22 protein-coding genes and 1 pseudogene are annotated in these 26876 nt (G+C 69.6%); 9 read left to right on the forward strand and 14 right to left on the reverse strand.

All coding sequences use genetic code 11. From position 1 onward, the window contains the following. Window positions 1–41: 41 nt before the first annotated feature. From ACIQNG_RS33450 to ACIQNG_RS33475, 6 genes are all read right to left on the reverse strand, one after another. Window positions 42–1145: a zinc-binding dehydrogenase gene (locus tag ACIQNG_RS33450; RefSeq protein ID WP_401490274.1), complete on the reverse strand. Its 1104-nt coding sequence runs from the start codon at window positions 1143–1145 to the stop codon at window positions 42–44. A gap of 12 nt (window positions 1146–1157) precedes the next feature. Continuing rightward, window positions 1158–2441, reverse strand: a complete 1284-nt coding sequence (locus tag ACIQNG_RS33455; protein WP_401490277.1) for an MFS transporter — start codon at window positions 2439–2441, stop codon at window positions 1158–1160. Between the two features lie 140 nt (window positions 2442–2581). Beyond that, the gene (gene phnA, locus ACIQNG_RS33460; protein ID WP_401490279.1) at window positions 2582–3934 is read right to left on the reverse strand and encodes a phosphonoacetate hydrolase; all 1353 of its coding nucleotides are present in this window, start codon (window positions 3932–3934) and stop codon (window positions 2582–2584) included. 463 nt (window positions 3935–4397) lie between these two features. Then, window positions 4398–5309 (reverse strand): ROK family protein, encoded by a 912-nt coding sequence (locus ACIQNG_RS33465; RefSeq protein ID WP_401490281.1) that lies wholly within the window; start codon window positions 5307–5309, stop codon window positions 4398–4400. A gap of 50 nt (window positions 5310–5359) precedes the next feature. After that, window positions 5360–6013, reverse strand: a complete 654-nt coding sequence (locus ACIQNG_RS33470; protein WP_401490284.1) for an ATP-binding protein — start codon at window positions 6011–6013, stop codon at window positions 5360–5362. 32 nt (window positions 6014–6045) lie between these two features. Next, complete coding sequence (locus ACIQNG_RS33475; RefSeq protein WP_401490286.1) at window positions 6046–6966, reverse strand: LysR family transcriptional regulator; 921 nt, start codon at window positions 6964–6966, stop codon at window positions 6046–6048. Window positions 6967–7418: 452 nt separating this feature from the next. Here ACIQNG_RS33475 and ACIQNG_RS33480 point away from each other — a divergent pair, with 452 nt between their 5' ends. Next, entirely contained in the window at window positions 7419–9839 is a 2421-nt protein-coding gene (locus tag ACIQNG_RS33480) for a beta-N-acetylglucosaminidase domain-containing protein (protein ID WP_401490288.1), read from the forward strand. Between the two features lie 92 nt (window positions 9840–9931). Here ACIQNG_RS33480 and ACIQNG_RS33485 read toward each other — a convergent pair whose 3' ends face one another. Next, window positions 9932–12262, reverse strand: coding sequence for a hypothetical protein (locus tag ACIQNG_RS33485; protein ID WP_401490291.1), 2331 nt, complete (start codon window positions 12260–12262; stop codon window positions 9932–9934). Window positions 12263–12432: 170 nt separating this feature from the next. On the opposite strand from ACIQNG_RS33485, the gene ACIQNG_RS33490 reads away from it, so the two are divergent. The 5 genes from ACIQNG_RS33490 to ACIQNG_RS33510 are packed head-to-tail and all read left to right on the forward strand — an operon-like array spanning window position 12433 to window position 18165. Further along, window positions 12433–13482 (forward strand): LacI family DNA-binding transcriptional regulator, encoded by a 1050-nt coding sequence (locus ACIQNG_RS33490; protein WP_401490294.1) that lies wholly within the window; start codon window positions 12433–12435, stop codon window positions 13480–13482. 5 nt (window positions 13483–13487) lie between these two features. Next, window positions 13488–15074, forward strand: a complete 1587-nt coding sequence (locus ACIQNG_RS33495; RefSeq protein WP_401490369.1) for an FAD-dependent oxidoreductase — start codon at window positions 13488–13490, stop codon at window positions 15072–15074. 40 nt (window positions 15075–15114) lie between these two features. After that, window positions 15115–16365 (forward strand): ABC transporter substrate-binding protein, encoded by a 1251-nt coding sequence (locus tag ACIQNG_RS33500; protein WP_401490296.1) that lies wholly within the window; start codon window positions 15115–15117, stop codon window positions 16363–16365. After that, a complete protein-coding gene (locus tag ACIQNG_RS33505) occupies window positions 16362–17342 on the forward strand; it encodes a carbohydrate ABC transporter permease (protein WP_401490299.1) in 981 nt (326 codons plus the stop codon). Before ACIQNG_RS33500 ends, ACIQNG_RS33505 begins: the two co-directional genes overlap by 4 nt. Then, window positions 17332–18165 (forward strand): carbohydrate ABC transporter permease, encoded by an 834-nt coding sequence (locus ACIQNG_RS33510; RefSeq protein WP_401490301.1) that lies wholly within the window; start codon window positions 17332–17334, stop codon window positions 18163–18165. Before ACIQNG_RS33505 ends, ACIQNG_RS33510 begins: the two co-directional genes overlap by 11 nt. 226 nt (window positions 18166–18391) lie before the next feature. On the opposite strand, the gene ACIQNG_RS33515 is transcribed toward ACIQNG_RS33510, so the two are convergent. After that, window positions 18392–19333: an AraC family transcriptional regulator gene (locus ACIQNG_RS33515; RefSeq protein ID WP_401490303.1), complete on the reverse strand. Its 942-nt coding sequence runs from the start codon at window positions 19331–19333 to the stop codon at window positions 18392–18394. Between the two features lie 82 nt (window positions 19334–19415). Here ACIQNG_RS33515 and ACIQNG_RS33520 point away from each other — a divergent pair, with 82 nt between their 5' ends. Both ACIQNG_RS33520 and ACIQNG_RS33525 read left to right on the forward strand, forming a co-directional pair. Further along, window positions 19416–20249 (forward strand): NmrA family transcriptional regulator, encoded by an 834-nt coding sequence (locus tag ACIQNG_RS33520; RefSeq protein WP_401490305.1) that lies wholly within the window; start codon window positions 19416–19418, stop codon window positions 20247–20249. Window positions 20250–20356: 107 nt separating this feature from the next. Continuing rightward, a pseudogene (locus tag ACIQNG_RS33525) lies at window positions 20357–20662 on the forward strand (hypothetical protein); the annotation flags it as partial. Between the two features lie 115 nt (window positions 20663–20777). On the opposite strand, the gene ACIQNG_RS33530 reads toward ACIQNG_RS33525, so the two are convergent. The 5 genes from ACIQNG_RS33530 to ACIQNG_RS33550 form a co-directional block, all read right to left on the reverse strand. Continuing rightward, on the reverse strand, window positions 20778–21359 hold the full coding sequence (locus ACIQNG_RS33530) for a hypothetical protein (protein ID WP_401490307.1): 582 nt from the start codon (window positions 21357–21359) through the stop codon (window positions 20778–20780). A gap of 1484 nt (window positions 21360–22843) precedes the next feature. Continuing rightward, window positions 22844–23164, reverse strand: coding sequence for a hypothetical protein (locus ACIQNG_RS33535; RefSeq protein ID WP_401490310.1), 321 nt, complete (start codon window positions 23162–23164; stop codon window positions 22844–22846). A 720-nt stretch (window positions 23165–23884) separates the two neighbouring features. Further along, window positions 23885–24085, reverse strand: a complete 201-nt coding sequence (locus ACIQNG_RS33540) for a hypothetical protein (RefSeq protein ID WP_401490312.1) — start codon at window positions 24083–24085, stop codon at window positions 23885–23887. Between the two features lie 97 nt (window positions 24086–24182). Next, complete coding sequence (locus ACIQNG_RS33545; protein ID WP_401490314.1) at window positions 24183–24335, reverse strand: hypothetical protein; 153 nt, start codon at window positions 24333–24335, stop codon at window positions 24183–24185. Between the two features lie 201 nt (window positions 24336–24536). Next, window positions 24537–25088, reverse strand: coding sequence for an isochorismatase family protein (locus tag ACIQNG_RS33550; RefSeq protein ID WP_401490316.1), 552 nt, complete (start codon window positions 25086–25088; stop codon window positions 24537–24539). A 378-nt stretch (window positions 25089–25466) separates the two neighbouring features. On the opposite strand from ACIQNG_RS33550, the gene ACIQNG_RS33555 reads away from it, so the two are divergent. Continuing rightward, complete coding sequence (locus ACIQNG_RS33555; protein WP_401490319.1) at window positions 25467–26006, forward strand: hypothetical protein; 540 nt, start codon at window positions 25467–25469, stop codon at window positions 26004–26006. Window positions 26007–26304: 298 nt separating this feature from the next. Here the strand turns inward: ACIQNG_RS33555 and ACIQNG_RS33560 are convergent, their stop codons facing one another. Beyond that, entirely contained in the window at window positions 26305–26679 is a 375-nt protein-coding gene (locus ACIQNG_RS33560) for a peptidase inhibitor family I36 protein (protein WP_401490320.1), read from the reverse strand. Window positions 26680–26876: the final 197 nt, after the last annotated feature.

A 26876-nucleotide genomic window follows, 5' to 3' on the forward strand; every position in this document is an offset into this window, starting at 1 on the left:
CGTGGCGGTACGGACCCGGGCGCCGAGCGGAGCGCGGCGGGTCAGTCCATGTGCACGGCGATGCGCGGTGCGGTGCCCTCGCAGGCGGCGGCGACGGCCGCGTCTATCTCGGTCAGCGGCAGCGCGTCCGGCACCAGGTCGGCGAAGAGACCCTGTGCCGGGGTCCGCGCCAGGAACCGGATCGCCTCGTCGAGGTCGTCCACCGTGTAGTTGTGGCTGCCTATGACGTGGGAGAGATTGCGGACGAAGGCGTTGGGCTCGAAGCTGACGGCCGGTCCGGGAGAGACCGAGCCCACCAGGGCGACACGGCCGTCCATGCCCACGATGTCCAGCGCGGTCTGGACGGCGCGGCTGTTGCCGGAGAGCTCGATGACGATGTCCGCGCCGTACTTCCGGGCCAGCTCGGGCAGCTCGGCCGGTTCGCACACCGCGGTCGCACCGAAGGACAGCGCCCATTGCCGTCGGCCCGCGTCGGGATCGCAGGCGACGATGTGTTCCGCACCCGACTCGTGGGCGTAGGCGACCGCGGTGAGGCCGAGCATGCCGCAGCCGATCACGACCACGGAGTCACCGGCGGACAGTCCGGCCCGCCGCGCGGCACAGACCACGGTGGCCGTGGCGCAGTTGGCCGGCGCCGCCACCGCGGCGGGAAGGGCCTCGGGCACGGCCACCAGCCCGGTGCCCTGGACGAGATGGCAGTGGGTGGCGAAGCCGCCGTTGAGCCGCCAGTGGTCGCTGAGGGCCTCGTGCCCGTACTTGCGGACCTCGGTGCACTTCTGGGGCACCCCGCGCACGCACCGACGACAGGAGCCGCAGGAGGTACCGATCGTCCAGGTGACGCGCTGTCCCGGTGCGACGAGCCGCCCGTCGACCATGCGGACGGCACCGGCCACCTCCTCGACGACCCCGACCGCCTCGTGCCCGAGGACCGTCGGCAGCGGGGAAGGCCGGTCGCCGGCGATGGTGTGGACGTCACTGCCACAGATGGTGGCCAGCTCCACGCGGACCAGCACCTCGCCGGGTGCCAGCTCCGGCCGGGGCTGGGAGACGAGCGAGAAGCCACTGTCGGGACCGGACCAGACGGCCGCGAGGGGAAGCGTGGTGTCGCTCCGCCCGGAGGACGACGCCGTGCTCGGATCAGTCATATGGGTTTCCGCCTAGCGTCGGATGGTGAGGGCCACCAGGGCACTGCACGCACAGGCTCCGGCGACGATGGGGAAGATGAGGCTGGTGTTGCCGGTGCTGTCCATCAGGCCGCCGATCAGAGGCTCGGCCGCACCGGCGAAGAGGTACGCGAAGCAGTTGACCGCACCGGTCGCCGTGCCCGCCATACGGTTGCCGGCGATGTCCGGGCACAGCGCCCAGAAGGACGACTGAGGGCCGTAGACGAAGAAGCCGGTGAAGAACAGGACGACGATGCCGGTGGTCGTGCTGAGCGGCGCGGTGTACATGGTCATCGCCATCACGGCGCCGAGCACCATGAACAGGATGATGGGACGGTCCCGGCGGGCGCCGAAGAGACGGTCGGAGATCTGTCCATTGACCAGCGCGCCCACGGCCATGCCGACGGGCAGCGCGACGGAGATCCACAGCGGGCTGATGCCGGTGTCCGCATCCTTCCAGTCCTCGCCGAGGAAGTAGACCGGCACCCAGATCAGCAGCCCGTAGCGGGCCGTGTTCTGGAAGCCGATGGCGATGCCGGCCGACCAGATCTTCGGGTTGCGCAGCACGGCCTTGTACCGCTGGAAGCTGGATTCACCTTTGCCGGCCGCCGCCAGGTCCGCGGCCTCCTCCTGCTCGCCCCGGGCGTGGGAGGGGGGCGGTCGCACGCCCGCCTTCGCCGGACTGTCCCGGGCGACGAGATAGAAGGTCACCCCGCCGACGAGCATCAGCAGCACGGGCACGCGGAAGATCCACTGCCAGTCGAGGTCGAGGGTGTCCACGACGATCGTGGAGGTGACGAAGGCCAGCACCGAGGCCATGCCGGCGGCGAAGGTGTAGAAGCCGAAGCTGCGGCCCCGCTCGTTGTGCGACCACCAGTTGGAGATCACGCGGCCACCGGACGGCCAGCCCAGCGACTGCGCGTACCCGTTCGCGCCCCAGCCCACCGCGAGCGAGTTGGCGCCCGTCGCGAAGCTGGTGAACCAGTTGAGGATGGTGGAGAGGATCGCGCCGGCGGTCATCATGCGCCGCCCGCCCCACTTGTCGGCGAGATTGCCGTTGATCATCTGCCCGGCCGCGTAGGACCAGAGCAGGATGCCGCTGATCGCGCCGAGCGTGGCCTTGCTGAGGCCGAGATCCTCTTCAATGCCGGGGATGGCGAACCCGAAGGTCTGCCGGCCGGTGTAGAAGAAGAAGTAGCAGAACATGGCGGCCAGCAGCATGCGCCACTTGAGCCGTGAGTACTCCTTCTCGGCCAGAGGCTGTGGACCTTCGGTCAAGGAGACGAGCTTTTCCGAGTTGGACATGGCTTTCCCACCGATCTGCGATGAGACTACGCTTTCCACCCGAGGTGGTTGAGGGGGCGCGGCTGGGGGACAGCGCCGCGACCGCTGCCGCCGGGCGGCGGCAGCGGCGGACGTCAGCGGGCTTGCTGTGAGTCGTTCTGGGCGGCGAGCGTCATGGCCACCCAGAAGGCGTCGTAGTTGTGGATGAGGGCAGGGTCCCCGAAGGGGCTGTCGAGGGGCTCGGGCTCGGGCAGCGGGCGGTTGATCAGGAAGGGGATCTGAAGCTCCCCGAGGGCGCCGTGCGACCGCAGCGGAGCGTCGAGCCCACTGAGGTCGTGCCAGGCGGAGAAGCGTCCGAGCGCGGTACCGGCCTCGGCGAGGATCACGATGTCGCCGATGCGGTCGGCCGGCAGGGAGTAGCGTTCGGCGGCCTCCTCACGACCGTGCACCTCCTCCACTCCGTCCAGCTCCCGAAGCTCCGCGATGACGGCCGCACGGTCGGCCTGCTCCGGCAGGTACACGCTCGCGAACGAGCCGAGGGCGCCGTGGTGCACCGTGTACGGGTCGGTGATCGGCAGGATGACGCGAAGCCCGGCGCCCTGCGCGTCGGCATCCGCGGGGAGGCCGAGAAGGCGACGGGTCTCCTCCTCGACGTAGATCACCCGTGGTGCGCCGGCCTCATCCGTCTTGGCGCTCATGCCGTGGTCGGCGGTGAGAACGACCGTCGCACCCAGCTCGGCGAGCCGTCCGGCGTAGTGATCGATCTTCTCGTAGAGGTCGTTGGCGGCCTCGGTGCCCGGGGCGTTCTTGTGCTGGATGTAGTCCGTCAGCGACAGGTACATCAGGTCGGCGCCACGGGTTTCGAGGATGCGTACCCCGGCAGCGAGGGCGAACTCGCTCAGGTCGGCCGAGTACACGCTCGGCAGCGGCTTACCGACCAGCTCCAGGACGTCGCCGATGCCGTTGTCCGCGACGTTGGCCTGGTCGGCCTTCTCCGCGGAGAAGCAGATGCCGCGCCGGGACGGGGCGACGAACCGCCCGGAGCCGTCGAGGGCCGGGCCCTCCTCGACCAGACCCGCGCCGAGCAGTCGGCGCAGCTTGTCCTTGGCGGTCACGACGACCACGTCGAGGCCGGTCTCGTTGGCGGCGGCGAAGATCGTCGGCGCCCGCAGAAAGCGCTTGTCGTTCATCAGCACCTCCTCGCCCAGCTCCGTGTCGAAGATGTAGTTGCCGCTGATGCCGTGGACGCTGGGGGGCCGGCCCGTCGCGATGGACACGTTGTTGGGGTTGGTCAGGGCGGGCATGGCGCAGTGGGCGGGCCAAGAGGTGCCGCCGCTCGCGAGGACCTTGCTCAGCCAGGGCATGCGGCCGGCCGCCATCGCCTCGATGTGGTAGTCGGGCTCGCTGCCGTCGATGCAGATCACCACCACAGGGGCGGAGGGCCTGGTGTAGGTCCTGCCGTTGACTGTGAACGTCGGTGCGGTCACGCGTGCTCCTCGGTGCGTTGCTGGCCGGTTTTTCTGTTGACGAGAGTGAGGGCGCGGCGGCGGAGGAGGAACCCCCGTTTCGGCTATGGGGGCTATTCGACCCGCCGGCCGCACCTGACAGCCCTTCGCCTACGGCCCGGCCCGCGACACCTGCGGGTGGACCCTGACCCTGACCAGCCCGGGAACGCAGATCGTGTGCCCAGGGGGAGGCGTAGGAGCTACGGCGAGGGGGTATGGGGGCGATTCACGAGGGGGAGACCCCTCCGCTGACCGACGGCTGACGACTGCTGACCGATAGCTGACGGCCGGCGACCAATGGCTGACGGCTGGTGGTTGGCGACCGACGGCTGGTGGTTGACGACCGACAGCTGACAGCCGACGACCGACGGCTGGCGACCGACGGTTGACGACCGACGGCGTGCGGCTCAGGACCGACGACCGATGACCCGGCGGCCCATTCGCCTCACGCGGCGTATGAGACCACGGACCGCGCTTCCCGTGCCAGGAGCGCCGCTCCCAGGCCGGCTGCGCCACGGCCCAGTCCCGTGACGGCCAGTTCGGGTCGCGTCCGGTGCGGAAGACGTTCGGCGAGTGCCGATCCCAGTGGTCGGAGGATGGCTCGCCCGGCGCGCACCGCCTCACCACCGATGACCAGGCAGCCGACGCGGGCGGCCACGGGGGCGAGAACCTCCGCCAGGGCGTCGACGGCGTTGCGCCACACGTGGGCCGCAGGGCGGTCGCCGCAGGCCGCGAGCAGCGGAAGGTCCCAGGCCCTCACACCACTCCCGCCGGACAGCTCGGCATACCGCCGGACGAGCGCCTGGGGCGAGACGAGGGCGGCCGGGCAGCCGCGGCTCCCGCACGTGCATTCCCCGTCCCTGTCGTCCCTGCCGTCCCTGCCTACGGTGGTCCGATGGTCGAGCACTCCTGCGCCCCCGCGGCGGACGAGAGTACCGGCCCGCAGTTCGGCCACCCCCACCCCGGACCCGATCGACACGAGGGCACACCTTTCGAACGGGCGTCCCACACCCACGCGGCACTCGGCGACGGCTGCGGCGTGCAGGCTGTGGGCGACGACGACGGGAAGGCCGATGTGCTCTTCCGTCCAGGCGCGGACCGGCGTGTGGGACCACCCCAGTGCCGCGCCGTGCTCGACCACCCCGGAGTCCTCGTCCACGACGCCGTGGACGGAGACCCCGACGGCCGCCACCTGGGCTCCGGAGCGGTTCGCACTCGCGACCAGCTCCGCCGCGCAGCCGAGCAGCGTGTCGACGACGGCGTCCGGCCCACGCTCCGGGCGTGTGTACCACTCCTCCGTCTGCGCGATGTGCCTGTCGGAGGTGGCGATGACGGCGCGAACGCGATCGGCTCCCACGTCGAGGCCGACCACTGACGCGGACCCGCCGGGTGCGGAGAGGCTCCCGATCACCGGCGGGCTGACCCGTCGATACCGAAGCCCGCCCGGACCCGCAGCATCAGGGGTGTGTGATCGGCGGTGCACCAGTCGGTCAGCTGATCGACAATGCCCGGTCGGCGACCGCATTCCCCCTCAGCGGGATCCCTGGTGTGCGGGACCGTCGGCAGGGGCCCGGTGTCGGTCACGTCGACGCAGAGCTCCGGCCCGGCGATCCCTACCTTGACCGACATGACGGCTCCTCCGTGCTGGGCGGCATGGGCGGCAAGCTCTCCCGCGATCAGGACGAGAGTGTCGCGGCAGTCCTGGTCCCCTCCCCACGCCGCCGCCCCTCGGTCGGCGAAGCGGCGTGCGACAGGCACGTGACGGGACTCGGCGGGCAGGGCAAGGAGACCTCCCTGAGTGAGGCGGGGGCGTCGCCGCCCGGGCGGGGACGACGCGCCGGCGATGCGGGGGAGCCGCGGCACGCCGCGCAGTGGTCCGGGTGAAGGAATGATCTTCATAGGTGTTCCCGACGGGTGTTCCCGCGTCTCTCGGGTCGTGGCGTACGCACGAACCGCCGTGCCGTGTTTCTGGGGCGGGGCGGCAGGACGGACGCCGCCGTGACTCGATGGTCCGAGCCACGGCGGGACAGGCGCAAGACGGTATCGGGTGATGTGCTCCATAGCCGGGACGAAGGGGAAGCCGTTGCCGCAGGTCAGCCGCTGGTGTCAGGCTCTGTGGGGGGCCAGCCGTGCTGTTCCCGCACCAGTTCCATGAAGACCTGCTCGGCCGGGGAAAGGATGCGGTCCCGCCGATGCACCAGAGAGATGACCCGAGGCTCCGTCGACTGCTCGGTCGGCAGCCTGACCAGCGTGCCCGCTTGCATCTCGTCGGCGACCGCGTGTTCGGAGATCAGGGCGATGCCGAGCCCGGCCCGTACACAACGCTTGAGGACCTCCGGGCCCCACGCGTCCGTGTGGGGTGAATCGGTGACGCCCCAGCGGGTCAGGGTCCGCTCCTGCACTTCACGCGTCTGGGAACCCTGCTCACGGAACACGATCCGCTCATCGGCGAGCATCTGCCCGGTGACCGGGCCCCGTCCGCCGAGAGGATGCCCGGGCGGGGCGATGAGGACCATACGGTCCTCCAGGACGGGCTCGGCCAGGAGACGCGGCTCGGCGGGAACACCGGCCACGATCGCCACGGCCACCTCGCCGTTCAACAACTGCTGTGTCACGGTCGCGTTGTTGCCGACGAAGACGTGGCTCTCGATGCCGGGGTGACGTCTGCGGTACAAGGCCAGAAGGTCGGGGATCAGGTAGGTGCCCAGGGTGGTCGTACCGCCCACCACCAGGCGTCCGGTCTGGAGGCCGCTCAACTGCTGTACGGCGGAGACCGCCTCGTCGGCGAGCAGGAAGACGCGACGCGCGTACTCGGCGAGAAGTTCTCCCTCCGCCGTGGGCCTGATCCGGGCTCCCGACCGGTCGATCAGCGTGATCCGCAGGGACTCCTCCAGTTTCCGAATCTGGTTCGAGACCGAGGGCTGGCTCATGTAGAGCTTGTTCGCGGCGGCGGAGAATCCCTGTTCCTCGATGACGTGCAGGAAGATCCACAGTCGGTGCAGGTCGAGTGTCACGTGTCGCTTCCGGTGGTGCGGACGGTGCTGTGGGAGTCATAGCTCATGAGCTCGCCCGGCACCAGTAGTGACACAAGGATCACAGTACGGTGGTGCACGCGTGAACTCCGGTTGTTGATCACGGTCACCGTAGCGAGGGCGGGACGGCGGTGGTCGTGCGACCACCCGATCCGCACACCCCGCGAGTCCTCGGCCGACCGGCGCTGATCGAGGCGCCGCAGGCGCACGCCTACGCGCAGGCCGGTGACCCGCCGGTGCCCCGCCGGTGACCCGGCGGAGCAGGAGACTCTCAAATGGACCTGGTCGCGGGGCGGTTGACCGGTCTTCTCACGGCTGCGAGACTCGCAAGAGGTGGTTTACATCGTTTACCCATGACTTGTCATGCCCATGTCTTCCGTGCGCGGAGAGCCACGCCGTGACCGGGCGACACCGCGCCGAGCATCGGAGGAACCATGAGAAGAAGGATCGCCCGGGGTGCGCCGTCCGCCGCAGCAGCCGTAGCCGTAGCCGTGGCATTGGCTGTCGGGTTGAGCAACTCGGCACCCCTTCCCGCCTCGGCCGCCCCGCTGGCCGGGGCGGCCCTGCCCGCCGTCTTCCCCACCCCGCAGTCACTTGCCCGTTCGGGTGACGACATCGCCGTCACCAGCAGGGTCGTCGTGGTCACCGACGAGCGGACGGACCCCTCGGCCGAGGCCCGCCTCGTGGCGTACCTCAAGGCACACGGTGCGGGCCGCGTCGATGTCACAGAGCCGCACCGTATGCCGAAGGCTTCCCCGCATCGGCTCACGGTGCTGCTGGGGCCGACCCAGCGGCCCGACATCGCGCGGACGCTGGGCCGGACCGACAGCCCCGAGCGCACGGACGGATACGCGATCTCCGTCCGCCGAGGTCGGTCCGATGTCGTCGCGCTGGGCGGCCATGACGGTGCCGGGCAGTTCTACGCGGTCCAGACGCTGCGTCAACTCTTCCAGCATGCCGAAGGCAAGCGCTGGAAGGTCTCGAACGTACAGGTCAGCGACTTTCCCTCGATGGCCCTGCGCGGCACGATCGAGGGCTTCTACGGACAGCCCTGGACGCATGCCGAGCGCCTGGACCAGATGGATTTCTACGGCGACATCAAGGCCAATACCTATATCTATGCGCCCAAGGACGACCCCTACCATCGCAGCAAGTGGCGTGACCCCTACCCCGCCGACAAACTGAACGAACTCGGCACACTCGCCCAGCGCGCGGCGGCCAACCATGTGCGCTTCACCTTCGCCGTCTCACCGGGGGAGTCGATCTGTTACTCCGACCCCGCCGACCGCGTCGCTCTCAAGGCCAAGCTCCAGGCCATGTACGACCTGGGCACCCGAGCCTTCTCCATCCCGCTCGACGACATCAGTTACACCCGGTGGAACTGCGACGCCGACCTGAGGACCTACGGCGCCCCCGGACGGCCGGCCGCGGCTGCCGCGCAGGTCGCTCTGCTCAACGACCTGCAGCAGAACTTCATCGCCACCCATGAAGGGGCCCAGCCACTGCAGATGGTCCCGACCGAGTACGGCGACTTGACGGACACCGCGTACAAACAGAAGCTGCGGGCCTCGCTTGACCCCGAAGTCGTGGTGATGTGGACGGGCACGGACGTCGTACCCCCCAGCATCACCAACGCCCAGGCCGACGCGGCCTCCAAGCTGTTCGGCCGCAAGGTCTTCGTCTGGGACAACTATCCCGTCAACGACTACGGCAACACCTCCGGCCGACTGCTGCTCGCCCCCTACGACAAGCGTGAGGCCGGTCTGTCCGACCACCTCAGCGGCATCGTCGCCAACCCGATGAACCAGCCCTACGCCAGCAAGGTCGCCGTCTTCGGCGCGGCCGACTTCGCCTGGAACGACAGGGCCTACCAGGCCACCGCCAACTGGCAGCGTGCGATGTCCTACCTCGCCGGCGGCAACACCGCAGCCACCGACGCGCTCCTCACCTTCGGCGACCTGGAGCACCTCGCTCCCACCTTCGGCTCCACGCCCTGGCAGAGCCAGGCGCCCCGACTCAGCACCCAGGTCACCCGCTTCTGGACCGCTTGGGACCGGGGCGACCGCGAGCAGGCCGTCCGGGAACTGCGCATCTACGCACGGGCGGTGGAGGAGTCCCCCGCCACCATCCGCAGCGGCGCGGTGCAGCGAGGATTCGCCGTCGACGCGGCACCGTGGCTGGACGCGACCCAGTTGTGGGGCAGCGCGGCCGTGAAGATGATTGACGCCCTCCACGCCCGCGACCGCGGCGACCGGCCGACGTCGGACCGGCTCGCCGCCGAGTCCCGTTCCCTCCAGGCGCGGGCCAAGGCCGTACGCACCGCCCCTTCCCGCAACACCTGGGGCGAGGTCACGCCCAAGGTCGGCGACGGGGTACTGGACAGCTTCCTGGTGCAGGCGGACACGCGTCTCGCCCTCTGGGACACCGGCGGAGGCGGGCAGAATCTGGCACTGACCGGCACCGCCACCGCTTCCAGTGTCGAGCAGAATCTTTCGCAGTTCGCCGCGGACAAGGTCAACGACGGCAGCCTCGGGAGCCGCTGGGCATCCGGCTACAGCGACGACTCCTGGGTGCAGATCGCGCTTCCCGCGCCCGCCCGGATCGCCGCGGTGACCCTCGCCTGGGAGGCCGCGTGCGCGACCGAGTACAAGCTCCAGACCTCGGTCGACGGAACCACCTGGACCACGGTCGAAACGGTACGTCCCGAATCCTGCGGCAACGACGTCGTACGGATCTCCGGCGGCGACCCGGTGCGCCACGTACGGATGCAGGGAGTCGAGCGCAGGAGCACATGGGGCTACTCCGTCTACGAACTCGGCATCTACGGTTCCCCGTCCGTCGGCGAGGCCGACTGATCACGGGCCTCCGTCGCTGGAGGGGCGGACGGGCCTTGACCTCGGGCTGTGGAGCGGCAGGCGGTGGCGCCGGGCCGTTCCCCGGACTGCCGTCAGCAGCAGCCCGCCAGAGAGTTGGCGCCGGATCCGGCCACCGGCGTCAAACCGTAGAAGACGCGCGGCGCGCCGTCGAGGGTGAGGGTCACCTTGCCCTGGACCGGTGACAGCTGCCGGCCGCGGCCGATGGCGTCCAGCTCGCGTACGGCGTTGCCGGCGGTGACCGTGAGGTGGGTCTTGGTCGGCCAGGGGTCGGTCCAGGGCTCGGGCGCGGGAAAGTGCCAGTCGGTGCGCTCGCCGGAGGTGTTCAGCAGGTAGCCGTCGGCCCGGTTCCACAGGACGACCGCCGGGCCGTCGGGCGTGTCGAACCACAGGCCGAAGGTCTGCGGGTCGGGGAAGGTCAGCCACCCCCGGAAGACGGCCTGGTCGAGTGTGCGGGCCGCGTGCGCGTACGCCAGGAGAGACGGCTTCGGGCTGAGGTCACGGTTCATCAGCCCGTAGTGGTACTCCACGTTGCCCGGGTCGGCGACCTGCGGCATGCCCAGCACGCTGTCGTGGAACTGGTACCAGCACACGCAGGTGACGCCTTCGGCCTTCGCCAGGGCCAGGGTGAGCAGGACGTTCTCGGCGGCGTGCCGATAGGTGTCGTGCCACCAGCTGTTCGGCCTGGTCGGCGCGTATGCCTCGGTCAGCCAGATCTCCTTCTCGCCATGCTGGGCCATCAGCGTCTTCAGTTGCTTCAGGCCGCCGTAGAAGTTCCAGTACGTGCCTTCGGGGCCGGTGCCCCAGTCGCCTCCCGTCGGTATGTAGTCCGGGGTGAAGTTGCCGCGGCCGGGGTGGTAGGCGAACGCGTCGATCAGGTCCCAGCCGCCGGCGGCGATGAAGTTCTCCACCCAGGGCTTGTCCATCCCGGCGAGCCCGTTGTTCATCAGCTTGACGGCGGCGCCGGTCGCGGCCCGCCGGTCGAAGACCGGCCGCAGCGCCTTGTCCAGGTAGGCTTGGGCGGCTGTTCCGGTGTTGAACGGCCGGTTCAGTTCGTTGCCGACCTCGAAATAGCCGGCACCGGCTCCTTGCGCCACGGACAGTTTGTCGGCCGCCCAGGCCGCCGCCTCGGAGTCGGTCGCGTCGAGAGACGGCTGCAACTCGATGTTGTGGCGCATGCCCCGAGCGTCGAACGCCGAAGGCGGCAGGCCCGGGCCTCCGTCGTAGGCGATGCGGACCAGGGAGATGCCGGCCCGCTGCCAGAGGTCGAGTACGGCGTCGGCGCTGGGCCGCTGGAGCCAGGGGTAGTTGGCGATCCCGAACATGCTGTCCGCGCCGGCCTGGTAGGTGAACGCCGGCAGGGTCGCGAGGTTGGTCCGGGCGAACGCCTCGTCGCCCGTGGACCGTACGACGACCTCGGCGAACGCGATACCGGCTGCCGGGGCGGGCACGGTGAAGGTGTGCTGCCAGGTGCCCGCCGCGGCGATGGAGCCGGTCACGGTGGTGGCGGCGATCTGTGTGCCGTCGAAGTCGCGTACCGAAAGTTCCAGTTCGGCCGTACGTGTCGCACCGCCGTTGGCGACCAGGGCGGAGAGCCGCATCGGCTCGCCGGGCACCTGGTAGAGGTTGAAGTCGCTGTCGGTGGTCAGCTCGATGCCGAGTTCGAGGCCGCGGCCGATGGTGGCCGTGGCCGACGGCCTGGTCTCAGAGAAGTGGAAGTCGGCCCGGCTGGTCCACCCTCCGGCCGGGTCGGCCGTTCCCGGCGCGTGGACCCAGGTCGCGTTCGTCCACGCCTGGCGGGAGCGGTCCAGCAGGAACATCCCGTGCAGGCTGCCCCAGGCCGAGGTGTGGGCGACACCAGCGGGCTCCTCGTAGGGGATGCCGCCACCGGCGTCGCGGACCCATTGGGTGATCGCGATGTAGTCGTCGGGCGCGGTCGGCGCCTGGATCGCCCGGCTGAACAGGAAGCCGTCCGGCAGCAGGGTGTCCGCGCCGGTGATCCGCCACTCCAGCCGGGCGTGCCCGGTGGTGACGCTGAACCAGCCGGTGACGGTGGTCGACCCGGCGGCGGCGAAGGTGTAGTCCATCCTGATCGCCGGGGTCCCGTCCGGCAGCGTCGCCAGCGCGGGGGTGCCGCCGGTCGACAGATGGATGCCGGTGAGCTGGTCCTTGATCTGGAACTTCGACCCGGCGCTGCGGGTGACACCGGCCGCGTCGCGGATGGCGAGGCGACCGCCGACGCTCGCCAGCAGGCTGATCCCGCCGGCGGTCAGGGTGACATCGCCGTCCGCGGCGTGGGCCGTCACGGCGGTGGGCTCGGTGATCAGTACGACGCCGGCCGCGAGCGCCGCGCCGAGAAGACCGCGGCGACTGAGGCGGGGGCCTTCGGCAGGGGGAGTGGTCATCGTCTGCTCCTGTCTGGCAAGAACTAGTCCTGATAATGCGCATCTTCAGCGAGGTGACACGGACGGTCTCAATCGGTCAGGCGGTTGGTCAAGAGGTATTGCGCTTTTGTTTCAGGCGGTTTAACGTCACCGACGTCCTGCTGAAGTTACGCATTATCAACGGAGGATCGATGCCATCGAAGCCGCGTCGGGTCACCCAGCGCGAGGTCGCCGAGATCGCGGGGGTCAGTCAGACCACCGTCTCGGTGGTGCTGAACGACCGTGACGGCACGAATGTGCGCATCCCGGAGGAGACCCGGGCGCGGGTCAAACGGGCGCTTGAGGAGGCGACCTACGTCGCCGATCCGGCGGCCCGCCGGCTGGCCGGTCTGGACAACCAGATCATCGGCGTCTTCACCTACGAGGAAGCCCTGTCGCCGGAGAGCCTCGACTTCTACGGTCCGCTGCTGAACGGCATCGAGCGTGCGGCCGAGGAGATCGGCTGGGACCTGCTGCTCTTCACCTCCTCGCCGGTGGAGAACGGCACCCGCAGTCTGTTCCACCGCAAGACCCGGCTGCGGCTGACCGACGGCTGTGTCCTGCTCGGCCAGCAGATGGTCGGCTCCGAGCTGGAACGACTGGTCGCCGAGCAGTTCCCGTTCGTCGCGGTCGGCCGCAGGGACGAGACGGCCGCGGCCGTGCCGTACGTCGGCGTCGACTACGTCACTCCGGCGAACACCCTGATCGACCTGGCCGTGGACCGCGGACACCGCCAGGCCCTGTATGTGCACCGTGGCCGGGACACCGCCACCGCGCGGGACCGGCGCGGTACGGTCGAGGCCGCTTCGGCGGCGGGCCGCATGGCGTTCATGCTGGTGGGGGAGGAGCGCGTCGCCGAACTGCCCCGGCTGGCCCGGGCCACGGAGGCCACGCTGATCATCGCCGAGGACGCCTTCCTCACCGAGGACGTCGTCCTCTCGCTCGTCGGCGCCGGGGTGGACGTACCCGGCGAGATCTCGGTCGCCGCGCTCGGCGAGGTCCGCGGTCATCGCACCGGCGGACGAGCGCTGACGGGCTTTCACGTGCCCCGCAGACAGGTCGCGGCCGAAGCACTCGAACTGCTCCACCAACTGATCACCACCGACCCGCAGGAGTGGGCCGGTCTGGACACCCAGCGGCTCCTGGTCGCCGGGGTCGAGGCGGGCGACACCATCGCCGCCCGGCCGACGGGGCAGTCGTGAACAGGATCGCCACCGAGGTGGCGGTCATCGGCGGCGGGCTCGGATCGGTGGCGGCCGCTCTCGCGCTGCTCCAGCGCGGACACCGGGTGGTGCTGACCGAGGAGTACCCGTGGCTGGGCGGCCAGCTGACCTCGCAGGCGGTGCCGCCGGACGAGCACATCTGGGTGGAGCAGTTCGGCGTGACTGCCCGCTACCGGACCCTGCGGGAGAACATCCGCCGCTACTACCGGGACCACTACCCCCTGTCGGCACAGGCCCGCACGGACCGTGAACTCAACCCGGGGCGCGGCCGGGTGAGCCGGCTGTGCCACGAGCCGCGGGTGGCGCTCGCGGTGATCGAGGCCCTCCTGGCGCCCTACCGGTCCAGCGGCCGGCTGACCGTCCTGCAGCCCGCGGTCCCCGTCGCCACCGAGACCGTGGACGGGGTGGTCCGCACGGTCACGGTCGCGGATCCGCGGACCGGCGCGCAGCGCGTGATCACGGCGGAGTTCGTGCTGGACGGCACCGAGACCGGTGACCTGCTGCCGTTGACCGGCACCGCGTACGTCGTCGGCGCCGAGGCCCGGTCCGACACCGGTGAGCCGAGCGCCCCCGACGTCGCCGACCCGGCCAACGTGCAGTCGATCGCCTGGTGCTTCGTCTTCGACCACGCCCCCGGCGACCACACCATCGCCCGGCCCGACGACTACGACGACTGGCGCTCGTTCGAACTGCCCTACTGGGGCGCGCCGATGCTGTCGTTCACCGCGCCCAACCCTCGCACCCTGGTGCCGGAGCAGCGCACCATGATCGTCAATCCGGAGCAGGACGTCTCAGGCGACCCGCGGTTCGACGCCGGGGACCGGGACCTGTGGCAGTTCCGGCGGATCGCCGCCCGCCAGACCTTCACCGACGGCCTGTACGACAGCGACATCGTGCTGGCCAACTGGCCGCAACTGGACTACGTCGGCGGCTCGATCATCGACACGGACGACCGCGCGCGGCGCCTGGCCGCGGCGAAGGCGCAGTCCCGGGCCTACGTCCACTGGCTGCAGACCGAGGCACCCCGGCCGGACGGCGGCCGGGGGTGGCCGGGCCTGAGGCTGCGCGGGGACCTGGTGGGCACCGACGACGGCTTCGCGCAGGCTCCGTACATCCGGGAATCGCGCCGGATCAGGGCGCTGACCACCGTCCGCGAGCAGGACATCTCGATCACCTCCCGCGGGTCCGGCGCCCCGGCCCGGTTCGACGCGTCCGTCGGGGTGGGGATGTACCGGATCGACCTGCACCCCTCCACGGGCGGCGACAACTACATCGACGTCGAGTCCGCGCCGTTCGAGATCCCGCTGGGCGCCCTGGTCCCGGTCCGGACCCAGAACCTGATCCCCGTCGCCAAGAACATCGGCACCACCCACATCACCAACGGCGCCTACCGGCTCCACCCCGTCGAGTGGAACATCGGTGAGTCCGCGGGCGAACTCGCCGCGTTCTGCCTCGACCGCGGCCTGAGCCCGCGGCAGGTCGCCACCGAACCCGCACGCGTCGATCAGCTCCAACGCCGCCTGGTCGAGGCCGGCGTCGAACTCCACTGGCCCGAGGTCGTCGGCTACTGAGCCGCTCCGGCCACCCCGCACATCGAAGGGAACCACCCCCATGATCAGAACCAGAAGGGTGCCGGGCGCCGTCGCCATGACGACGGTTCTCGCACTCAGCGCCGCCTGCTCAGGACCCTCGGACGAGGCAGTGGACCTGCGGATGACGGTCTGGACCTCGGACAAGGGCCAGCTGGCGCTGTTCGACAGCATCGCCGCCGCCTACCGCGAGGACCACCCCGACGTCTCGAAGATCACCTTCGAGAGCCTTCCCTTCGAGGACTACAACACGACGCTCACCACACAGATCGCCGGCGGCAACGCCCCGGACCTCGCCTGGATGGGCGACCTGTCGCAGGACCTCATCGCCTCCGACGCGCTCGTCGGGCTGACCGACACGTTCAAGGCCAGCCCCGGCTGGAAGTACGACGACCTGCTCGACAGCGCGACATCGGAGTACAGCCGCGACGGCACGCTGTACGCCTACCCGTTCTCCAACTCGCCGTACGCCCTCTACGTGAACACCGATCTGCTGGCCGCAGCCGGACAGAAGACAGATCCGGCCACCCTGACCTGGGACCAGGTCGCGGCGGCCGGAGCGGCTGTCCGCGCCAAGACCGGCAAGGCCGGCTTCGTCATCCGCGACTTCGACTACAAGGCGTGGAACACGCTGGCCACCGTGTGGACCGGCTGGGGCGCGGCGGCGTGGAGCGCGGACGGCAAGACCTGCACCTTCGACAGTCCCGAGATGCAGCAGGCGTTCACCTTCCTGCACGACGCGGCGTTCAAGACACAGGCGATGCCCGGACCGGGCACCACGGCCGACTTCTTCGCCGGTGACTCCGCGTTCACCGTCGCGCAGGTCTCCCGCGCCTCGCTGCTGACCGGCGAGTTCGAGTTCGGGCTGCACCCGCTGCCCGCCGGTCCCAAGGGCACCTACTCCGTCCTCGGACAGGCGGGGATGGGCGTACTGTCCTCCAGCAAGCACAAGGAGCAGGCGCAGGACTTCCTCGCGTACCTGACCGATCCGCAGAACGCCGCCAAACTGGCCCAGTACTTCCCGCCGCCCCGGCAGTCACTGCTGACCGGGGACAAGCTCGCCGCGAACAACAAGGTGCTGAGTGCCGCCCAGCTCCAGGACGCGGTCGTCGACCAGCTGCCGGACGCCGTCGCCCTGCCCAACCACACCAGCCCGGCGGAGATCGCCCAGAAGGGCAAGACCGCGCTCGACGCGATGTGGCGCCCTGACGCCGACATCCCGGCCGTCCTGCGCTCGGTCTGCACCGCGATCGATCCGATCCTGACCAAGTGACCAGGACCGAGGCCGCCGAGCGGGCCACCCCGCAGGGCACCGGGCAGGCGACCACGCGGGCCGCGGCCGGCCCCGCACGCGCATCCGGGCCACGCTTCTGGACGACCCGCCGACGGGACGCACTGACCGGCTACCTGTTCATCCTGCCGCAGTTCGTGGGGGTCGCGCTGTTCGTGCTGCTGCCGGTCGGCATGGCGATCTGGTACAGCCTGAGCAAGCGGAACGTCTTCACCGGCGAGCAGACCTTCGTCGGCGGCGACAACTACGCGGCCTTGACCCACGACCCGCAACTCCCCGAGGTGCTGCTGGCGACCGTGCTCTTCTCGGGCGGGGTGGTGGTCGTCAACGTCACGCTCGGGCTGCTGCTCGCCGTTCTGCTCAACCGGAGGTTCCGCGGTGTCACGATGTTCAGGACGCTGTTCTTCTCCCCGGTGGTGGTCTCCGTGGTCGCCTGGACCCTGGTGTGGGGCTTCCTGCTCCAGGACAACGGCGGCATCAACGGCCTGCTGGGCAGCGTCGGGATCGACGGGCCGAACTGGCTGCAGCACGGCGACACCGCGATGGTGTCGGTGATCCTCACCCAGGTGGTGCGCGGCGTCGGGGTCAACATGGTGCTGTTCCTGGCAGCGCTGCAGAGCGTGCCTCGGGAGCTGTACGAGGCCGCCCGCATCGACGGTGCCGGCAGCCGCACGGTCTTCGCCCGGATCACCTTGCCGATGATCTCCCCGACCGTGCTGTTGACCGTCATCGTCACGGTGGCCGGGGCGTTGCAGTCCTTCGCCCAGATCGCCGTCCTGACCGGCGGAGGACCGGGACTGTCCACCACGGTCCTCGTGTACTACGTGTTCCAGCAGGCTTTCGAGTTCAACGACATCGGCTACGGCTCGACGCTGGCCCTGATGCTGCTGTCCTTCGTGATGCTGCTCACCTTGCTGCAATGGCAGCTGCGCCGTAAGTGGGTGTTCTATGAGGACTGACAGAGCCCGGTCGGTACTGCTGGTCGTCGCGCTGAGCGTGCTGGCGATCCCGTTCGTGGTGCCGACGATCTGGATGGTCGCCGCGTCGGTGAAACCGCTGGCGGAGATCTTCAAGGCCCCGCCGTCGCTGTGGACCGACTCACCGACCCTGTCCGCGTACCGCGAGGCATTCACCTTCCAGCCTTTCGCCCGCCAGTACTTCAACAGTGTCTACATCGCCGTACTGGTCACACTGATCACGCTGCTGGTGGCCGCTCTGGCCGGGTACGCCTTCGCCCGGATCCGGTTTCCCGGCGCGAACGCGCTGTTCCTGGTGGTGCTGACCGGGATGTTGGTACCGAGCGAAGTGACGATCGTGCCGCTGTTCCAGCTGTTCACATCGACCGGCCTGGTCAACACGCACTGGCCGCTGATCCTGGTGACCGCACTGGCCGGACCGTGTGTGCTGGCCACGTTCATCATGCGGCAGTTCTTCCTCGCCCTCCCCGTCGAACTGGAGGAGGCCGGCCGCCTCGACGGCCTCGGCCGTCCCGCGATCTGGTGGCGGATCTGCCTGCCGCTGGCCAGACCGGCCCTGTCGGCGGTGGCGATCCTGACGTTCCTCGCCTCCTGGAACCTCTACCTGGAACCCACCGTGTACCTCACTTCACCGGAACTGTTCACCCTGCCACAGGCCCTGACCCGCTTCACCGACGCCTACGGCGGCCCGATGTGGAACACCCAACTCGCCGCCGCCACCATGACCGTCCTGCCGATGCTGACCGTCTTCGTCCTAGCCCAGCGCCACTTCGTCGAGGGCCTGTCCCACTCCGGCCTCAAATGACCCAACCAGCCTTCCCCCGAGGCGTTGGAGACCGCCGCATGATGGAATCGTCCACGGATGCGGCGCTCCTACGACCATGAGGCGGGCTCTCCGGCAGCCGGGGACGGCGCCTGACGTCGGTGTAGACCCGGTCGTCGCTGCGAGCCAGGGCCGGCATGACTGCGTAGGACAAGAGGTCACGAAGCATGGGCCGGTCCGCCTTGCGCTGGCCGGCGGGGCTCCGCGCTCACCGCGCCGGCACCGCGCTGCGATGCTCCTGCGGGCTGACGCCGTACACCCGCTTGAACGCCGAACTGAGGGCGAACCCGCTGCCGTAGCCGACCTGCCGGGCGACGACGTTCAGCGTGGCGTCGGACTGACGCAGCAGGTCGGCGGCGAGGGCCATGCGCCACTCGGTCAGGTACGTCATCGGCGGCGTGCCGACGGCGCTGCGGAAGCACTCGGCGAGGGTCGCGCGTGACACGCCGACTTCAGCGGCGACCCGTTCCAGCGTCCAGTGGTTCGCCGGGGCCTCGTGGAACAGCCGAAGCGCCTCACCGGCCACCGGGTGGGTGTGGGCCTGGTACCACGCCGGGGCCTGCGTCTCGGGCCGGTCGAACCACACCCGCAGCACCGAGATCAGCAGCAGGTCGAGCAGCCGATCGAGTACGACACTCTGGGCCGGCCCCTGCCGGGTGACCTCGCCCGCCAGTACCGGGATCAGCGTCGAGTCCCACGTGTCGTCGGCCACGACGAGCACGGGCGGAAGGACGTCGAGCAGGCGCTGGCCGACGGCGCCGACCTCCTCGTACACGCCGAGCAGCAGCTGCACCGACCCGTCGGGGTCGCTGCCCCAGGTGCGCACTCCCAGGGCCATCCGTTCGCGCAGGTCGACGCCGTCCGGCGTGACGCATCGCTGCCCGGGGTGCACGATGACCTGCGGCGCGATCGCCGCATCGTCGCTCATCACATAGGGGTCCGGACCGCGGACGATGGCGACGTCGCCCGGACGCAGCCGCACCGGTTCGCCGTGGTCGGGTTCGATACTCGCTTCGCCGCTGAGCATGACGGCGAGGCACAGTGGTGATCCGTCCTGCACTCGGATCGACCACGGTGGGTCCAGCACGATGCGGAGGACGAAGGCGCCGCTGGCCCGAGGGCCCTCAAGTAGCCCTGCGAGTGCGTCCATGCGCCTCAGTTTAGACGATTGAACATGCATCCAGGCATCTCAACCATGGACCGTCCAGCTCTGTGTCCTTCAGGCTGCAGGCATGACAACAAACGAGCACACGACATTGGTTCTCGGCGGTACCGGCCGGGTCGGCCGCAGGGTGACGAAGCGGCTGATCGAGCGACGCGTGAAAGTACGGGTCGGCTCCCGCACCGGTGAGCCCCCGTTCGACTGGGAGACCCCCGCGACCTGGGCCGGCGCCTTCACCGGAGTCCAGTCGGCCTACCTGATGTACTACCCGGAGGTCGAGTGGCCCGGCGCCGGCGATGCCATCGCCACCGTGGCCCAACTGGCCGTCGACGCGGGCGTCCGGCGCCTGGTCCTGCTGTCCGCCCGGAACCAGGACGAGGCCCTGCGGTGCGAGGACGCCGTGAAGAACCTCCCGGTCGAGTGGACCATCGTCGCTCCGGCCTCCTTCAACCAGAACTTCGACGAAGGCGTGTTCCTGGAGCCGCTGCGTCAGGGCGTGCTGGCCCTGCCCGCCGGCGACAACTCCGACCCGTTCGTCGACGCCGACGACATCGCCGACGTCGCGGTGGCGGCCCTCACCGAGGACGGCCACGTGGGTGAGCGCTACGAGCTGACAGGGCCCCGGCTGTGGACCTTCGCCGAAGGCGTCCAGGAGATCGCCAAGGCGACGGGCCGCGATCTCCGCTACGAGCCGATCACCCGGAAGCAGTTCGCCGAAGCCATCGTCGACGACGGTGCCCCGCGCGACTTCGCCGAGCCACTGGCCACGCTCATCTCCGAGTTCTTCGACGGCCGCAACAGCTCACTGGCCGACGGCGTCGAACGTGCCCTCCACCGCAAGCCCCGCGACTTCGCCGACTGGGTCGCCGAGATCGCCCCCACCGGCGTGTGGAATACCGCCTAGATGACCCGTGCGCCCTCGTTGCCGTTCGAGGTCGAACTGTCCCTTGAGGGTCTCGCGTTCGTCGGCCTTGGTACCGGTCAGGGCGAAGGTGATGGGCAGCCCCGGGTATCGTCGTGATCTGCGGCTCCACCCGCTTCATGACCGAGATGAACGAGGCCGATCTGCGGGAGACCAAAGCCGGAAAGATGGTCGTCAAACCGGGCTGTGACATGAAGTCGCCCCACGCACTCTGATCCGATCCCGTCGAGGCCGAGGCGCTGAAGGTTCGACTCGACGATCTGCACAAGGCGAAGATCCGGCTCGCTGATGAAATACTCGTAGTCGGCGACTACATCGGAGACAGCACCCGAGCCGAAATCACCTACCCCCGGTCGCTGGGCAAGCCCATGCGGTTCACGCAATCTCGCGGTGACTCCGGCCAGCGCCCACCTCACACCCTCCGCAGGGCATCCCTCGGAATCGATCATCTGGCGAACAGCCTCAGTGGTCCCGCCGGAAGGAGCGGGAGACGAGTCGGCACGGCCGCCCTCAGCGAACACCGTTCTTGGCCAGCAGGTTCAGCAGAGCGTCCACCAAGGGGGGCTTGAGGCCCATCGCCAGGAACGCCAAGGGTCTGCGGCCGTGCCGTGCGATCTCGAAGCGGTGGAACATCATGAAGACTGACGCGCCGCTGAGCCGGTTCAGCACGGTCACCTCGCTCCAGGCCACCGCGTCCTGCACGCCGCCGAACAGATTGGTGACGATCAGACCGTCCGTGCAGAGGTAGCAGCGTCTGAGCCCGAACTTGGCGGACATACGACGCCATGCCAGCATGAGGCCGAACAGGACGAGCACCACCGCTGTCATGACGGCGCCCTTGGCGAACGCGGCCGGGGGCGCGACGGCCACCAAGCCGACGATCAGGATGACGTACAGCACCATGCCGACCCGTCGCGCCATCTGAGCCAGGCCGCCTCCCACTCCCGCGATGGGATAACTTCCGAGCTTCTCGCCGAGGCCGAGCCCGGCCACGTTCTGCCGCATGATGAACCGTCTTCCCTGGAACAGAGCCATGATCTTCCCGTCGATATGGAGCGGCTGACGGGACGGCAGCAACAGCAATGTCGGCATCACCGGATGCGAGGCGCTGCGAGACGGTCCCAGCCGCATTTCACACGGAGCCACGACGACCACGGTCGGCCCGGCGCGGTGTCCGCATGATGAGTCGAGCGAACGGACGGGTACGGGGCACCATCTGCACGAGCTCGACATACTCGGTCTTCGCCTGTGCGCCACGGCGCCCAAGCCGTCCGGCATCGGACATCCCGCAGTCGCGGTGTAGTTGCCGTCCGAGACGCCGCCGCCGACGATCCCACCCGTGTCAGTTCCTGGCCCACTTCCGCAGCGGATCGGGAGGCGTGGATGAGCAGTCCGGCGGCGGACGCCGGCTCCATGGGCGGCCGTAGGCTGCCGCCGACCCCCCGGTCCCCGCCGACCAGGACGCCCACCCCGTCCGGGGAACGGAAGCGGAGCCGGGGCATCGAGCATCTGCTCCAGACCCGCCTTCATGTCCAGGACCGCCGGGCCGAGGGCGGGCCCGTCGGCCCCCGACCAGGGGCGGCTCCTGCCCGAGCCCACGGGCCACACCGTGTCGTGGTGTCCCGCCGTCGCTTCCGGCCCGGCCCTCAGCAGCCTTCCGATCGCGCCCACTACGGTGCTCCCCGTCGTGATGACACACTTCCCCCTCGGGTCTCATGGGCAGCGGTGCGGCGGGGTGGTTCCCCCTGCGGATCCCGCCGCGTGAACGACGTTAGGACGGGCCAAGGCATTCGACCAGCGACTGAATCGCATAGGACCTATGCACCTGGAGAATGGGTTGCGGGAAGCGAGCGAGGCCCGGAGGCGTGTTCGAGGTCGACGCGTTGAGGCTGTCCGGGTCCGTGACCACGGCCGGGTCGTTCACCAAGGCGGCGGGCGGCTCGACTCCACACAGTCCGCGGTGTCCCGGCGCAGCGCCGCGCTGCAACAGCGGGCCAGTGGACCCCATTCGACACCTCCCTCGGGCCATACGGCCCAAGCCCGCCAGCCGTACGCAGCACCGGCACGCCATGGAGCCAGACCGTTCGGCCCCGCCCCCGTACCCCCGAGCGGGCCGACCAGGTCCGCACCGGGCCCGACGCGGCAACAGGGGCGGACGGCCACCGGCCTTCGACCTTGAGGTCCACAAGCGCCGCAACAGGGGTGGAACGCTGCTTCAACCGGCTCAGGCACTGGCGCGGGATCGCCACCCCCTCCCACCGTCAAAAGCACAGCATTGTGCCGCCTCGCTCGCGCCAGTGTGGACCGGAGGACTGACATCCTGTTGGGTGGGGTGGCAGGGTGGCAGCTCCTCGCGCCCCTCATTTTGCGCACCGTCTGCCGCCGGCCGGTTCACTCACGCCAGCGGGCACGCTGCGTGCTGGACTCCTATTGGATCTCCCCCACCTGGCTCCGCGGCGTGTCCGGTGTCACCCCCGCCTGCCTCCAGCGGCAGCGGCGACGTCGCCCTCCCCTGTTGGCTGGTTGACTGGCGAGGCGAGGAGCCCGGTGCGCCGCGGGGTGCCCTGTACGGCAGGTCAGCTCTGGGCGTTCCCGCCGATCGTCAGTTCCACCTCGTCCCCTGTGGGGGCGAACTCCCGGACCAGCCAGGCGCGGGCGCCAATCGGTGTGCTGGCTCCGGTGGTGTAGGCGGGGACGGCCAGTACGGTGCCGGCCGGGTCGGCGGTGCGCAACTGTGCGTCGGTGGTGACCGAGTCCGAGAAGCGCAGGAGCACATCGATCGGGTGCGGCCGGTCGGCGAAGGTCTGGGGGTCGGGCAGTCCCTGGAGGCGGCAGCGGGCGCCGGGGAAGAGGTGGGTGTGACCGCACACGGCCAGGAAGGCGTCGGGCTGGGGCATGAGACCTCTGGTGGACGACGGTGGCGTTCGGCCCTTCACAGTCTGGCGGCGGATCCGCCCGCGCCGCGGCTCTCCCAGCGGGACGGTGCCTGCCTTCACCCGGTCGGTGGTGCTGCCCCTGCATCTGCCGCCCAGCCGAGTTTGAGAACAGCGAGCGCGGCGAGTTCTTCGGCCGTCAGCCTGGCTCGGCCGCTCGGGCTATTGCTCAGGATCACCCCGAACTTCTACTTCCGACCGCTCCGGCAGTACCGCTACGTGACCTGCGAGGGTCTTCAGAGAGCCCGTGCGGGCTATCGGTCCCGGTACGGCGGTGGCGGATGCCAGCCGGGTATTTGGTGTGCCGTGTGAGGCATCCGGGTTTCGACCGGAACGAGGTCCGGACCACCTGGGCGGGTGCTGTCACTATCACTGGCCGTGATCTCCGGCGGGCGAGGTTGCATCCCCCTGAGAACTGGCCGCATGAGCGGTCAGCGGTAGATCACGGCCTGTGCGGAGAGCATCGTCTGCGAGCGGGCTGATCAACGTGAACGGGGTAGCGCCGAGGCACGCCCGAATGCCGTCAGTACTTGATCTTGGTGAGTGTGGTGCTCAGTCCGCACAACGCAGAGGCTGGCAACCAGGAGCCCGTTGCGGTCTGACCGAGATACGGGCCAGAGGGGGCAACGGGATGATTTGGAACAACTGACGGGCCTACTGCGGGGCGGAGATCGCTGCGGCATGTTATTCGTGCTCGCGCAGCATCCTCATCACGGTTGCCGGGGAGGGGTGCTGTCCCTTCTTCGCGCCCGTGGTGCTGAGGAGCCGCTTGGCGATGTCGCGCAGGCTCATCTCCAGGTCACGTAGGCGCAGGGCCATGGGCGGCATGGACTCGTCGGTGACCGGCGCCGCCGATGGTCTTGCCGCGCTTTCGGGCGGACTCATGGCATTCAAGGGTGCGGTCGCGGATGTACGCTCGCTCCATCCCGGACATGGCCGCGAGCATGGTGAACACGATGCCAGACGGGTCGTGCGAGCCCCTTCAGCTCCCCGGTGAGGAACTCGGGCCGACTTCGCTCGCCTTCGGCTCATCGGCGAGTATGGCGAGTTCGATGCCGCGGCCGAGCCGCTCGTGCTCGCGGACGACCAGGGTGACGGCGACCCCGGAGGAACGGATCTCCCCGGCAAGCCTCACAGCAGCCTCCAGCTCGGGCCACTTCGTGGGGCGAGTGGAGATCTTCTCCGAGAGGACCCGGATCACCCCGACTTCGGCGAGGGAGTCGAGGTGCGCGTCAAGGGACTGCCGGGGCGGTTCGAGGCACGGGCGTACCCGAGGCGGACGTGACCGGCCGATGCGGCACCGGCGCAGTCGCGGAGGGGTACTTCCTCGGCCTCATTACGCCTCGGGCGCATCCAGCTTCGGCGCTATGAAGTCAATCTTTGTGGCAGGCAGGACCCGAACGCTGCGATCGGGAAAGTCGATGTGCCGGTAGATTTCGTTGTGATGGGCGATCGACTGGTCTGGAGGGATGAAGTCCGTGGGCTGGGGGCGAACCGATGTGGTGTGCCCGTCCGCCACCAGTACGAGGTCGTAGCCGTGGCTGAGGGCCTGGCGGGCGGTCGTCTCCACGCAGTTCTCGGTGGCAAAGCCGGTGACCAGGACCTCTGTCACGCCGAGCCGGATGAGCGTCTCGTCGAGCTCGGTGCCCAAGAAGGCGTCCGCGCAGGTTTTTGTCACCACCGGCTCTCCGTTCCGCAGTGCCAGTCCGGGCAAGGCATCGCCGCACCCCTGCTGCTGAACCGTGACGACGGGAACATTCGCGGCACGCGCCCGGTAGCTGAGCCCCGCGATGGTTCCGACGGTTTGCTCAGGGCGGTGCATGATGGGCCTCATGTTGCGCTGCATGTCGATGACGAGGAGCGCGGCACGGTGCGGTGTCGGCGGCATCGGCCTACCGTAGCTGTCCCTCTGCCGTGGTGGTGGACAGCCCCGAGGCATCGTGTTGGCCCCTATCCGTGACGCGTGTCCGGCCTGCCAGGCAGGTGGCAACCGCAATCGGAAGGATCAGGAGCGCGAAGGCTCCGGCACATGTGGGGAGGCGGTTCGTTGACGCCGCTGAGACTGCCATGAACCGAGCCGACGTCACGGCCAGGACCAAGCTCTGGCCAAGGTTCTGCGAGGTCTGCGTCGCGCCGCTTGCGTAGCCCTGCCTGTCAGCCAGAGTGTGCGCGAGCGACAGCAGTGTGAGTGACGGCGTCGCGAGCCATGCCGATGGCGGCGGCTATCGCCATTGAGGACACCGCCGCGGCCGGGAGCCGTACCGGTATGGTGCACAATGCCGCCACCGCCACCGCGGCAGCCATGATTCCGGCCCCGACGGCGACCAGTCGGTGCCGCGACACCCGGCTCTGCAAGCGGCCCTGTGTCCAGGAGGCTCCGGCCCAGGCAGGTGCCGCCACGGTGAAGCCGACGGCCCTCGTCTACGCCTGCCTCCTCCACCTGACCGGCCATCAGCTGTCCGCGCTCTTCCGGTGGCAGCTCGCCGCAGGCGCCGACACCCGCGCCGTGGCCTATTGCCTGCACCTGCACCACCTCGCCGCAGGCGGGTCCAGGCGGGCACGGCACTGGTACCACGAGGTCACCCGCTCCACGGCGGACACCACCCCGCCCGACACCGTGTTTCTCACCGCGCTGGAGATCTTTGTCGGCTACGTCCGCGCCAACGGCTCCCGCGCGCACCCCCGACCGGTCTGCTGGAGACGGAGGTCGACCGGCTGGCCGCCCGCCCGGCGGGACCGCCTTCATCGCCCTGACCGACCGGCAACTCGCGTCCCACCTGGAGGAGTTCACCGCCGACCGCTATAGCGCCAGCACAAGAAGTAGGGGAGTCCTGTCCCGGCCTTGGTTCCGAGGCCACCGGCCGGAAGGACTCCCTGACGACTCCGCCATCACGGAAGAGGATGTCTGCCATGCACCCCAGCCACCCACCAGCCCGCAAGGGCCCGAAACGGCCCACCGCCCTCTTGGAGTGGGCTGCCCACTGCTGGCGAAACCGCCCTCGCACGGCCTGAGAGGCGCCCTGTTACGGCGTCGGCGCCGGGAAAGACGGCATATCCGGGCGGTGAGCTGAGGGATTGGGCGCGAACTGGCGGCTGGCCCTCGGCTAGAAGAAGTCGCACCGCACGGACGAAGCGGTGTCGTTCTCGTGGCCGGGCAGGTTGACGCGGTAACCGCTGCGCATCTCGTGTCCGCCGCCCGAGTCCAGCGCGTTGTTCCACCACATGCACGTCACGCCGCTCTTGTTGGACCAGGACGACATCTGGTCGTTGAATCCGTGGATCTCCAGCCAGTAGAGCTCGGTGTGCGACGACAGCGCGATGCCTCCGCCGGTGAAGTCGTAGGCCCGGAAGAGGCACAGACGCCCTGCAGGGCAGTCCGAGCCGGAGAAGGTGATGACGGGCGCGGCATGGGCCGGCGTCGCGCTGGTCAGAACGGCAGCCAGGGCAAGCGCGGCGGTCAGAAGGCTGGAACGGCGCATGAGCGTCCTTTCCGTACACGTGGGCAGAGCGGACAGCGTCAGCATCGCCTGTGGTGTGCTCCACCCGCGACGTTACGGCACATCTGCTCACGGACGGCTTGGTTGCCCTGCCCCCCTTCTCGCGGACCGTCGGGCGGTGTGCTGCCCCTGCCCGACGGTCGTGCTGCGCCTCCTGGTCGCCACTTGCTCACATGGCG

Origin of the sequence: Streptomyces sp. NPDC091377 (genome assembly GCF_044757045.1) — a bacterium.
GTDB lineage: Bacteria > Actinomycetota > Actinomycetes > Streptomycetales > Streptomycetaceae > Streptomyces.

Bases quoted from the DNA above. Each gene is read 5' to 3' on its own strand.
- ACIQNG_RS33450 (WP_401490274.1), bottom strand. From the start codon at position 1,145: ATGACTGATCCGAGCACGGCGTCGTCCTCCGGGCGGAGCGACACCACG.
- ACIQNG_RS33470 (WP_401490284.1), bottom strand. From the start codon at position 6,013: ATGGAGCACATCACCCGATACCGTCTTGCGCCTGTCCCGCCGTGGCTC.
- ACIQNG_RS33480 (WP_401490288.1), top strand. From the start codon at position 7,419: ATGAGAAGAAGGATCGCCCGGGGTGCGCCGTCCGCCGCAGCAGCCGTA.
- ACIQNG_RS33485 (WP_401490291.1), bottom strand. From the start codon at position 12,262: ATGACCACTCCCCCTGCCGAAGGCCCCCGCCTCAGTCGCCGCGGTCTT.
- ACIQNG_RS33490 (WP_401490294.1), top strand. From the start codon at position 12,433: ATGCCATCGAAGCCGCGTCGGGTCACCCAGCGCGAGGTCGCCGAGATC.
- ACIQNG_RS33500 (WP_401490296.1), top strand. From the start codon at position 15,115: ATGATCAGAACCAGAAGGGTGCCGGGCGCCGTCGCCATGACGACGGTT.
- ACIQNG_RS33510 (WP_401490301.1), top strand. From the start codon at position 17,332: ATGAGGACTGACAGAGCCCGGTCGGTACTGCTGGTCGTCGCGCTGAGC.
- ACIQNG_RS33515 (WP_401490303.1), bottom strand. From the start codon at position 19,333: ATGGACGCACTCGCAGGGCTACTTGAGGGCCCTCGGGCCAGCGGCGCC.
- ACIQNG_RS33520 (WP_401490305.1), top strand. From the start codon at position 19,416: ATGACAACAAACGAGCACACGACATTGGTTCTCGGCGGTACCGGCCGG.
- ACIQNG_RS33530 (WP_401490307.1), bottom strand. From the start codon at position 21,359: ATGCCGACATTGCTGTTGCTGCCGTCCCGTCAGCCGCTCCATATCGAC.
- ACIQNG_RS33535 (WP_401490310.1), bottom strand. From the start codon at position 23,164: ATGCCCCAGCCCGACGCCTTCCTGGCCGTGTGCGGTCACACCCACCTC.
- ACIQNG_RS33540 (WP_401490312.1), bottom strand. From the start codon at position 24,085: ATGAGTCCGCCCGAAAGCGCGGCAAGACCATCGGCGGCGCCGGTCACC.
- ACIQNG_RS33550 (WP_401490316.1), bottom strand. From the start codon at position 25,088: ATGCCGCCGACACCGCACCGTGCCGCGCTCCTCGTCATCGACATGCAG.
- ACIQNG_RS33555 (WP_401490319.1), top strand. From the start codon at position 25,467: ATGGTGCACAATGCCGCCACCGCCACCGCGGCAGCCATGATTCCGGCC.
- ACIQNG_RS33560 (WP_401490320.1), bottom strand. From the start codon at position 26,679: ATGCGCCGTTCCAGCCTTCTGACCGCCGCGCTTGCCCTGGCTGCCGTT.